This window comes from Stenotrophomonas rhizophila (assembly GCF_020857975.1).
GTDB classification, from domain to species: domain Bacteria; phylum Pseudomonadota; class Gammaproteobacteria; order Xanthomonadales; family Xanthomonadaceae; genus Stenotrophomonas; species Stenotrophomonas rhizophila_C.
Window position 1 is genome coordinate 292,605 of the sequence record NZ_JACWUO010000001.1, and the last position, 10,262, is coordinate 302,866.

The following is a 10,262-nucleotide window of genomic DNA, read 5'->3' on the forward strand; positions in this document are numbered from 1 at the left end:
GGCCATCATAGGCAGGTCAACGTTAAATCGCCGAGGTGGTGGCGGCGCGTCGTTCAGAAAGGCGCCGGCTGCGCCTCGCGGTAGGCCTTGTCGACCTCGGCGATCCGGCGGTCGGCCTGCTGCACCGCCGGATCCCGGTCGCCGCGCTGTGCGGCCTGCCACTGGCGCCCTTCGTGCAAGGCCGCCAGCGCCTCCTGCCAGCGCCCTTGCTGTGCCAGCGCGTTGCCGTAGTCGTACAGGCCCTGCGGCAGCAGGCCGATGCAGTCCGGCTGGCGCCAGATCGCCACGGCGCGCTGGAAGTCGGCCACGGCCTGGTGGCTGTCGCCACGCTGCAGCGCCAGCCGGCCCAGCGCATGCCAGCTGGAACCGGTGTCGCGGTGCTGCTCGCCCAGGGCTTGGCGGGTGCGCTGGTGGACCTGGTGCAGCATCGTCCCGGCCTGGGCCAGTTCGCCGCGCTGCAGGGCCAGTACGCCGCGCAGGCGCTGGATCGTTACGGTCTCCGGATGGTCCGGGCCATACAGGCGCTCGGCATCGGCCCAGGCGCTGTGCAGGGCCTGCCCGGCCCCCACCAGGTCGCCGTGCGCGGCCAGGGCCTGGCCCAGCTGGCGGTGCAGCGCGATGCGCTGCGGGCGGTACTCGGCGGCGCGGCCCTGCAGCAGCTGCAGGGCCTGCCGGTAGGCGGCCAGCGCGGCCTGCGGGCGGCCGTCGTCGCTGTCCAGCGCGGCCAGATCGGCCAGGCTTTCGGCGGTGCCGGGCAGGTCGTGGGCGAGGTCGCGGCGCAACGCCAGGGCCAGCGCGAACGCCGCGCGCGCATCACTGCGGTAGCCCAGGGCCTGCTGGCAACGGCCGAGCTGGGCCTGGTATTGGGCCACCAGGCCGGGCAAGGCCCCCTGCTGCCGGCCGGCCAGGGCCTGCATCGGCGCCATGTGGGCCACGCAGTCGCGCGAGCGGCCCAGCATGCGCAGCGCGCGGCCGCGCTGGGTGACCGCCTCCAACTGCAGCGCGGGCGGCACCTGGCCGACCTGTTCGAGCAGCGCGCGCTGGTGGTCCAGGGTCTGCAGCGCCAGCTGGTAGTCGCCCATGCCGATCCGCAGCCGCCCGATCACGCCTTCCAGCTCGGCCAGCGCCAACGGCTGGTCGGCCAGTTCGGCCTCGCCACGCTGCTGGCCGGTGGCCAACAGCTGGCGCATGTCGAAGCTGCCATGGCGTACCCCGGCAGCGCGATCGAACAGCCCCACGGTGAAATCCTGCATGGCCTGCGCGCGCGCGACCTCGCGCCGCGCCTGTTGCATCTGCCACAGCGCCACCGCCGCCAGCGCGGCCAGGGCCAGTACCGCCAGTGCGCCCAGCGCCACGCCCCAGCGATGCCGGCCGATGTAGCAGCGCAGGCGGTACAGGCTGTGCTGCGGCCGGGCCTGGATCGTGCGTCCTTCGAGGAAGCGCTGCAGGTCCTGGGACAGTGCCTCGACCGAAGCGTAGCGCTGCGCCGGCGGCTTCTCCAGCGCCTTGCGCAGCACGATGTCCAGGTCGCCGCGCAGCCGTCGCGCCAGCCGCCGGGTGGCCGCGTCGGGTGCCGCCGCCGGGCCGTCGGCGCGCAGCACCGCGGCGGACGCGCGCGGCACCTCGGCCTCCTGCACCGCACGTTCCCATTCGGCATCGCTGTCGCGGCGCAGGCGGTACGGCTTGCGGCCGGTCACCACTTCAAACAGCACCACGCCCAGCGAATACACATCGGTCAAGGTGGTGACCGGTTCGCCGCGCACCTGTTCCGGAGCGGCGTAGTGCAGGGTGAAGGCGCGCACATCCGCCGGTGGATGCAACAGGCTGCCCTGTGCGGTGTCGTCGTCGAGCAGCTTGGCGATGCCGAAATCCAGCAGCTTCACCTCGCCCTGCGCGGTGACCAGGATGTTGGACGGCTTCAGATCACGGTGCACGACCAGGTTGGCATGGGCGTGGCTGACCACCGCGCATACCTGCCGCATCAACTGCAGGCGCCGCTCCAGCGGCAGTTGCAGGCGTTGGCAGTAGGCGGTGATCGGCTCGCCTTCGACATAGGCCAGGGCCAGGTAGGGCTGGCCCTGCTGGTCCACCCCGGCATCCAGCAGCTGGGCCAGGTGGGGGTGCTCCAGGCGCGCCAGGATCTCGCGTTCGCGGCTGAAGCGCTGGCGCAGCCCCGGGTCGGCGTAGCCGCTGCGCAGCAGCTTCAGCGCGACCTGGCGCTGGTACAGGCCATCGGCGCGTTCGGCCAGCCAGACCTCGCCCATGCCGCCTTCGCCCAGCGCGCGCAGCAGCCGGTAGGGGCCGACCACGCTGCCGACCCGGCTGTCCTGCGGTGCGGCGGTCCACAGCGGTTGGGCCAGGAACTCCTCGCTGGCGCGCTCCTGCGCAAGCAGCCGCTGCACCTGCCCGGCCAGGTCCGGATCGGCGGCGCGCAGCTGCGCCAACCGCAGCTCGCGCTGCGCTGCCGGCAGTTCCAGCATCTGGTCCAGCAGCCGGGACAACTGCTGCCAGCGCACTGCTTCCATCGACCCGCTCCCCGAACGATGTACCGCCGCCCACGCCGCCACGCAGGGCCCTTGAACCGCCCCCGGATCAGTCCTCGCGCACCGACGCCAGCAGGAACATGCGTGCCTTCTGCCAGTCGCGGCGGATGCTGCGCTCGGAGCGATGGCACAACTCGGCGATTTCCTGCTCGGACAACCCGGCGAAATAACGCAGTTCGACCACCTTGGCCAGGTGCCCGTCCACGGCCTGCAGCCGCGCCAGCGCGGTATCCAGCGCCAGCAGGTCTTCGTCCAGACGTACCCCGCTGCTGCTGTTCTCCGGAATCTCGGCGACCCGCTTGAGATCGCCGCCGCGCTTGCGCGCCAGCCGGTTGCGCGCGTAATCCACCACCACGCTGCGCATCGCCGAGGCGGCGTAGGCGAAGAAGTGGGCGCGGTCTTCGAAGCGGGCGCTACCGCGGGCACCGAGCAGTTTCAGATAGGACTCGTGCACCAGCGAGGTGGCATCCAGGGTACGGCCCTGCTGCCCGGCCAGCTGGCGCCGGGCCATGGTATGCAGTTCCTGGTAGAGCAGGGTCAGCACCCGGTCCAGCGCGGCGCGGTCGCCCGCACGGGCCGAATCCAGCCATACGGTGATATCCGGGCCATCGTCCATCGCACACCCCTGCCGGTGACGTTGGGCGGACTATACCGCCGGCAGGGCGACGGGCGTGCGACGGTTCAGCGCTGGCAGTGCCCGCACCAGACGCTGGCGCGCTGGCCGATGGTGGCGTGCCGCAGTGGCCGGCCGCATTGCCGGCAGGGCTGGCCTTCACGCCCGTAGACCAGCAGTTCCTGCTCGAAGTAGCCCGGCGCCCCGTCGGGACTGATGAAATCGCGCAGGGTGGTGCCGCCGCGGGTGATGGCGTGGCCGAGGATCTGCTTCACCGCCGCGGCCAGCCGCAGGTACCGCCCGCGCGAGATCCTGCCGGCCTCGCGCAGCGGGTTGATTCCGGCCATGAACAGGCTTTCGGCCGCATAGATGTTGCCCACCCCGACCACGATGCCCTGGTCCATCAGGAAGGTCTTCACCGAGGCGCTGCGGCCGCGGCTGCGGGCGAACAGGTAGTCGCCGTCGAAGTCGTCATCCAGCGGCTCCGGGCCCAGCCCGGCCAGCAGCTCATGGGTTGCCCCGGCCGGCTGCCAGAGCAGGCTGCCGAACCGGCGAGGATCGTTGAAGCGCAGCAGGCGGCCGTTGTCCAGGCTGATGTCGACGTGGTCGTGGGCACGCACCGGGGTATCGCCGGGCAGCACCCGCAGGCTGCCGGACATGCCCAGGTGCAGCAGCGCGCTGCCGATGGCGGTATCCAGCAGCAGGTACTTGGCACGGCGGCGCACGCCCTGGATCGCCTGGCCGGGCAGCAGCGCGCCGATCTCGTCGGGAATCGGCCAGCGCAGGTCCGGCCGGCGCAGGATCACGCCATGCACGCGGCGGCCTTCCAGGTGCGGGGCCAGGCCACGGCGGGTGGTTTCTACTTCGGGGAGTTCGGGCATGGGGAGATTCTAAGGCGTCGCCTGATGAATCGCGTAGAGCGGGGCTCTGCCCCGCTGCACGGACATCAGGCAGCGGGGCAGAGCCCCGCTCTACGCCTGTGGCGAGAGCCGCGCCCCTCCGCAATCCCGCGTCACTTCGCTGCCTTGCAGGTGTACGGACTTTCCGAGCGGAGCTCTTCACCCGTCTGCAGGTCCTTGATGTGCACCACGGCACCAGGGTGGGCCGAGCACAGCGCGTTCCGCGCGGTGTAGATGCGGCTGCCATCGGCCGTCATGCGCAGGTTGGACGACAGATCTCGACCCTCGGCATCGGTGGCCGATACGACATAGGTACCGGTCAACGTAACGCAGCCGGACAGACCACAGAGGGCCATGGCAGCGATGGCCATGCGTATGCAGCGATCTGGACGGACAATTGGCACCAGGGAACTCCTTGATTTACGGGAATGGGCGCGGATCGGGGGCTCGGCGAATCATACTCGGCGTGCCGATCAGGGGGCACATGCCCTCGACTTGGGGTACTTCTTGCAGTAGCCGCCGTTCAACCGCCTTTGGGGATCGGGTGCCGGAATATCTCTACCCAACAGGCACGCATCTGTCGACTTCCAGCCACTGATGCGACAAATCGGAGTGTCACGTCCTCCATAGGAATGGATATAGCCGAGCTGCTCCATGCAGATCATGGTCCCTGCAAGCTGGCTGAGCGTTCTTGACACGTCAACCTCCACCCGCGCGCCGCTGAAGGGGCTGTCATAGCCGCAGTCCAGCATGTCCTTCCATAGCACCACGTCTTCGGCACCTGGCTTCTTCCACATCTCCCAGTCGTCAGGCGGCGGCGCGAATGCGTTTTTTGGCAGGCATCCCGCCGTGACCAGTAGTGTAAGAGCCAATAGAGCGATCAAGTTGGGGCTGCGCAGGATCACGCCTTGCACGCGGCGGCCTTCAAGGAGCGAGGCCAGATCGCGGCGGGTGGTTTCTTCGGGGAGTTCGGGCATAAGGGAATTCTAAGACGTTCGTCGATAAAGTGCGGTAGAGCGGGCTCTTCCCCCTGCAAGGTGCGTGCAGCGGGCAGAGCCCCATCCAGGAGTGTCCGACTTCCTGGTACAGCACTCGCGCGCCCAATCGATGGACGGCATTTCGACCTGATCGAGGAGAGTCGGCGCACGCTAGATGAAGCCATCACCACTGGGCGAGGCGCGCCATCAAGAGTTCTTCTTCCGTCAGGACAGATTGTCCACCCAGGCGCCAAAGGTCGAAGTAGATCGAAAAATCCAGCGACAATTCGATCAGTGGCTGCAGCACGTACCAGGCAAGATAGTAGTCGGCCGCAATTCCGTAAAGGGCTTCTGACAATCCATATATGCTCGGAGATGTGATGGTGTAGGCATCGCGCACTTCGTCGCCGATTAGCTCAGCCAACCATGAATTCGGGACGTCGCCCAGCAATGCGTGGTGCAGCTCCTCGCGGGATACAGAGACAACCTTCGCCCTCGTTGCGATCTGGTAGAGCTCGTCGTTGCCAACCTCTTTGCAAAATTGCGCCTGCGCCTGAAGCCATGCGCTTGCTGCGGAGACAACCTCTTCGTCACTTCCACGTTCCCGCGGCAGAACATAGAAATGGTTGCCCAAAGTTCCTGCTTCGAGCACACGCGTTACACGGGCCTGAATTTCCGCGGCTGCAGGGAGGTGCTTGAGCACCAAACTGAGTTCTTGCGAGCTCAACCCAGACTTGAAGAGCCCAAGGAAATGCGAGGGGTCCGCTTCAGACTTTCCTGTGCAGTACTCGTGCCACTCCTCAAGAATGTTGGTCATTGGCCAACTAGTTCAACGTCGGAAGGGGAGGCAGTAGGTTGGGATCAATCTTCTACCGGCTCACGGCTCAGGCTTCAGGTGGGTCGCTGCATCCACAGGATAGCCATGCTGGTCTACTGCCCCCCCATCACTCTCCACAAGTAGCACTAAGGCATCTTCCGTCAGCACTGGTCGGGCGCCTTGACTCCAGAGGGAGAAGTACGGATCAAAGTTCAGCGAAAGCGGAATCATGGGCATCATTACGTACCAACAGAGATAGTAGTCAGCCGCAATTCCGTAAAGCGCCTCCATAAGACCATCAATTACTGTATCTACATCCCCAAGAGCATAATCAACTTCATCGCCTACAAATGAGAGCATCCATCCGGCTGGCGTGTCCGAACTTGTAGGCATCTGGAATGATTTACGATCCTGGACGACAACACGTGAGCCTGCCACGATCCCGTGAAGCTTTGCATTCCGCCGTTCGACGCAGAACCTGGATAGCTCCTCCAACCATGTCTTGGCGGCAGACACCATAAGTAGACGATCGCCGTCGCTCTTGGGCTGGAAGTAGAGGTTGTTGCCCAGACCGGAAGCATCCAGAACACTCTTGGTTCTCTGGCGCAGCCTTTCCCCAGATGGGATACCAGCGAAGACAGAATGCAACTGTTCTTCATCAAGCTGATTCTTGAGCAATCCAAGGAAGTGCGACTTTTCGAAGTCGCGCTCCCCTTTGGAAAATAGAATCCAATCTTCCAGCACATCGTTCATCTCAGGCACCGGTTTCAATCAACACTCCAGCTCCGCAACCCGTCAAATCCAAAGTGCCGCGCGAAGTCCAGATCGGCTATCACTATTGGCGGTATATGCCAGGCCAGATTGGACTCATCACACTCGCTGTTTGGCAAGCAAAGTTCAACCTGCCGGACTTCACTCAGTTTTGATCACACAAGCCGCAAGTTGAAATACTGACCCATCCGATACAACGAATCTATCTCCTTCAATCTTGCCAAGCAGGATGCCAATTTCGCGCGTACTGCTAACAATATCGTCTCGCCAACCATCAACGTCGCCGTGATACGAGGCCGCACGGAACAACCTTCCATCGGGCACAACGATGGTACACGGGTCTGACATCAGCCCTCCGCTCTTAGCGCTGGGCGTGCGTACGCCGTCCAACAGCATCCAGAACAGCTTTCGCGCTGTAGTTCTTCCCTCATCCTGGTAGTAGACGATCTCAAGCCCCTCCCTGGGGCTGAGACCGGGGATATCGCGCTCCCCCTTCCGAGTGAGTCGCCCGCCCAGTGCCTTCTCGAGATCGCTATGTTCGCTTGTCATGCCTAGAACGGTGGTAATTGCTTTGGGACAGATGCAACGCTGCGCGCTTTGCCCTGCTGCTATTGATCCGTCCGTGGTCGGAGTCAAGAAGTCAGAATAGCCGCGCTACTGGTCGTGCGCCACGATTGGAAGTCGCTCTGCCAGGGCCGAGTAGACCTTTCCGCCGGCTGCATCGATCTCACCGACCGCTCTTCCCAGCTCGACCTGCTTGAGCGCGTAGGCGATCTGCGCTTCGGTAGATCGTGACCTGTTCATCGCGAGAATCCTCCTTGCCACGGCAGTCTATATGGGCGAGATGTCCACTTTATGCTGCACCGGTTTTCAGGGGGTGGGTCACTTCCGTCAGCTCCCATGCGCACGCTGGAGGCGATTCGGCAGGCACCTTCTACATTGAGCCGTCAAGCGCAGGCTCTTCTTCGATGCGGAAAAGGCCTTTTCTATACATCGCCTTCAGCTTTGCTCGACGAAGCGAGAATCCTGCGAAGTTCGTTTCCAGATCTTGTAGATCATCAGTGACCTTCACCATATAACCGTTGGCGAAATCGTCCACCCTGTACCCTGCGTCCCGGAGCTCCTCCCGGTTGCCCTCGATGGCGAACTCGTCGCCGAAGTAGGTAGCCCAGGCAAGATTGGGAAGCTGGGGCGATAGAGATGCCCCTAACGATCCAGCCTCAAACGACGCCCAAGCCGCACTCTTCACGCTTTCCGGTGCCGTGAAAAGGTGGAGCATGGCAAGTTGCGCCGGGAACAACGTCAGAATGGAGCGGAACAAGCGCTCCCATGCGACTGACTTGTTCCAGGGAGCAGTGATGACAATCGCCGCAGGCACCTGCGTTCCAGCATCGTTGACGATGCCGTGCCGCACGTATCCGCTTGACTTGACTACCGTCCTTCTCCGCCATGCGAATCTCCGGGGCGATTGGTATGTGCGCCCTCGTGCGCTGATGGTTGCCATCTCCGCCCAGTGCGCGGCGATGCTTGCCTCTCCATCAAAGCTCTCTGCGAATCGATCGGAACTGTGAGACACCTGTTGAGGAGCCATGCCTTCAGCGGCAAGGGCAGAGATCAACGCCCTACCCTGTGCCAGATTAGTTGTTTCCGCGCGAGAGCGGATGGCTATTACAACGAACTTTCTCATTCGAACTCCGTAAGAACTCCAGTCTTTGGATCGTAACGGTGGATCTTGCCTCCAGTGTTCTCGACAGCTCCTTGAGCGCCTTTGACACAGTCCGATTAGTGCTATCGCCGTAACCGGACAGGGTAGGCCTAGCACAACGCGTTTCGCGCGGTGTAGATGCGGCTTCCATCGCCGGTCATGCGCAGGTTGGGAGACAGATCTCGACCCTCAGCATCGATGCGCGCACGACCTTGCTCCCTCGCGATATGCATAACCAAGTCGCTCCATGCAGACCATGGAGCCGACGAACTCATCAATGGCGCGCTGCTCGCCCTCGAACCCATGGGTCATCATTTCATCTCGCCGTTCCGCCAGCCGCACATCATGTTGCGCGGGCGTCAGCCCCCACTGGGCTCTTCGTCTATCCTAAACATGCCGGGCCTGTACAAGCTTTTGAGCATGGCTCTTCTGGTCGAAAAATTCTCAAAGTCCTTGCCTACATCTCCAAGCTCACCGGTCAACTCAATCAGATATCCATCAAGGAGCTCATCAACCTTGAATCCGGCATCTCGAATCTGATCACGGTTACCCTCTTTCGAAAACTTCTCCCCGAAGAACATTGACCAAGCAAGGTTGGGGGGCTGGGGATCGAGAGCCGCTCCAAAAGAGCCGATCTCAAAGGATGACCAGGGGCCACGTCTTCCAAGCTCCGAACTTGTGAAAAGGTGAAGCATCGCGATCTGTGGGGGAAAGATGTTGATTAGCTCTCGAAAGACAGACCGCCAATCGACGCGACTGTCCCACTGCGCAGTGACACCAACATCCGCGGGTACCAACTCGCCAGCATCATTCAAAACCCTATGCGTAACATAACCGCTTGACTTGACGACCTTCTTCCTTCGCCAAGCGAAGGACATCGGTGATTCATATGTCCTGCCACGAGACCTGACGGTGGCCATAGCGGCCCACCATTTTTCCAAGGCAGCCTCGCCATCGTATTCTTCCTTGAACCTGTCAGGATTGAATGACACCTGCTCAGGCGCTAGTCCGTGGCGTGAAAGAATGGCAATCATCGCTTGCCCGCGAGTAAGCTCGGTCGAGTCAGTGCTCGTCCGGATCGCTATTTTCACGTAACTTCTCATAAACACTCTGTAAGCGCCCTGCCTTCCTTATTGAAGGCTTGCTCTCTTTCCGCAATCCAGCACCTCTCATGCGGATCCTCCCAATTAAGGATGGAATTGCAGAAGTCCAACCATCGCTGTAGATCGACGATCAGTCCAAGCGCCAGTGGCAATAACAGGAGATCCATGTAGTCGGTCGAGAACTCATTGTCCCGGATAGTGAACGCACAATAGTCCGTCATGACCTTGAGCTTGGTCGGACCACGAGCCTCGGCAACCCCCTGCTTCACATCACCACTGCAGGTGCATGAACTCTCGAAACAGTGAATCTTTATCGATTCGACTTGAGCCAAAACGGATCCCCATCCAGTTCGTCGTATGCTGACAATGGAATCTGCTTATCAATCATGAAGGCTGGCAGCTGGCTGCGAATAATCAGAAGTGGCTCGTAACTGTATGGATTGACGGCATCCAAGCTGAATTTCGCGAAATTCACCTCGGCGGAATGCATGCACTCGAAGGCCGCCTCGAAATACCTCGCGAACGTCTTATCTAGAGTAGACGCCTCCAGATCAAGACCACCACAGGCGAGGGCGTCCACATCAAAAAAAGAATGGAGCTCAGTTGAGTTGATCTTAGAGAACAGCTCGCTGACTTCGATCAGTAGTTCTCTGGTAAGTGCAACGTCTTCCTGGCGGACATATCGCCGATAAAGCCGGTCCGTAACTAGGCTCCAATCCCTGTCAGGAAATGGCTTCGTGTATGCGCGAATCAGGGAAAAGAAGGCGGCGACGGCCTGCGCGCATCCCAGGTTGAACAGTGTGCTCCCGCCATTGAATCCAACCTTGCTCATTT

10 protein-coding genes and 1 pseudogene are annotated in these 10,262 nt (G+C 62.4%); all 11 read right to left on the reverse strand.

The genetic code is table 11. The features are described from left to right. Positions 1-53: 53 nt before the first annotated feature. The 11 genes and pseudogenes from IC535_RS01315 to IC535_RS01365 all read right to left on the reverse strand — a co-directional run bounded on the left by IC535_RS01315 (position 54) and on the right by IC535_RS01365 (position 10,260). A complete protein-coding gene (locus IC535_RS01315) occupies positions 54-2,525 on the reverse strand; it encodes a protein kinase domain-containing protein (protein WP_228884761.1) in 2,472 nt (823 codons plus the stop codon). A gap of 67 nt (positions 2,526-2,592) precedes the next feature. Continuing rightward, positions 2,593-3,159: an ECF-type sigma factor gene (locus IC535_RS01320; RefSeq protein WP_228884762.1), complete on the reverse strand. Its 567-nt coding sequence runs from the start codon at positions 3,157-3,159 to the stop codon at positions 2,593-2,595. A gap of 65 nt (positions 3,160-3,224) precedes the next feature. Further along, positions 3,225-4,037 (reverse strand): bifunctional DNA-formamidopyrimidine glycosylase/DNA-(apurinic or apyrimidinic site) lyase, encoded by an 813-nt coding sequence (gene mutM, locus IC535_RS01325; protein ID WP_228884763.1) that lies wholly within the window; start codon positions 4,035-4,037, stop codon positions 3,225-3,227. A 131-nt stretch (positions 4,038-4,168) separates the two neighbouring features. Next, the gene (locus IC535_RS01330; protein WP_228884764.1) at positions 4,169-4,426 is read right to left on the reverse strand and encodes a hypothetical protein; all 258 of its coding nucleotides are present in this window, start codon (positions 4,424-4,426) and stop codon (positions 4,169-4,171) included. A gap of 510 nt (positions 4,427-4,936) precedes the next feature. Then, a pseudogene (locus IC535_RS01335) lies at positions 4,937-5,032 on the reverse strand (DNA-formamidopyrimidine glycosylase); the annotation flags it as partial. Positions 5,033-5,216: 184 nt separating this feature from the next. Next, a complete protein-coding gene (locus tag IC535_RS01340; protein ID WP_228884765.1) occupies positions 5,217-5,849 on the reverse strand; it encodes a hypothetical protein in 633 nt (210 codons plus the stop codon). A 60-nt stretch (positions 5,850-5,909) separates the two neighbouring features. Then, positions 5,910-6,602: a hypothetical protein gene (locus IC535_RS01345; protein ID WP_228884766.1), complete on the reverse strand. Its 693-nt coding sequence runs from the start codon at positions 6,600-6,602 to the stop codon at positions 5,910-5,912. Between the two features lie 672 nt (positions 6,603-7,274). Continuing rightward, complete coding sequence (locus IC535_RS01350; protein WP_228884767.1) at positions 7,275-7,424, reverse strand: hypothetical protein; 150 nt, start codon at positions 7,422-7,424, stop codon at positions 7,275-7,277. Positions 7,425-7,554: 130 nt separating this feature from the next. Then, positions 7,555-8,307 carry a hypothetical protein gene (locus IC535_RS01355; protein ID WP_228884768.1) on the reverse strand — a complete coding sequence of 251 codons (753 nt, stop codon included), beginning with the start codon at positions 8,305-8,307 and terminating at the stop codon, positions 7,555-7,557. A 377-nt stretch (positions 8,308-8,684) separates the two neighbouring features. Next, a complete protein-coding gene (locus IC535_RS01360) occupies positions 8,685-9,416 on the reverse strand; it encodes a hypothetical protein (protein ID WP_228884769.1) in 732 nt (243 codons plus the stop codon). A 322-nt stretch (positions 9,417-9,738) separates the two neighbouring features. Then, positions 9,739-10,260 (reverse strand): hypothetical protein, encoded by a 522-nt coding sequence (locus IC535_RS01365; protein ID WP_228884770.1) that lies wholly within the window; start codon positions 10,258-10,260, stop codon positions 9,739-9,741. Positions 10,261-10,262 lie beyond the last annotated feature (2 nt).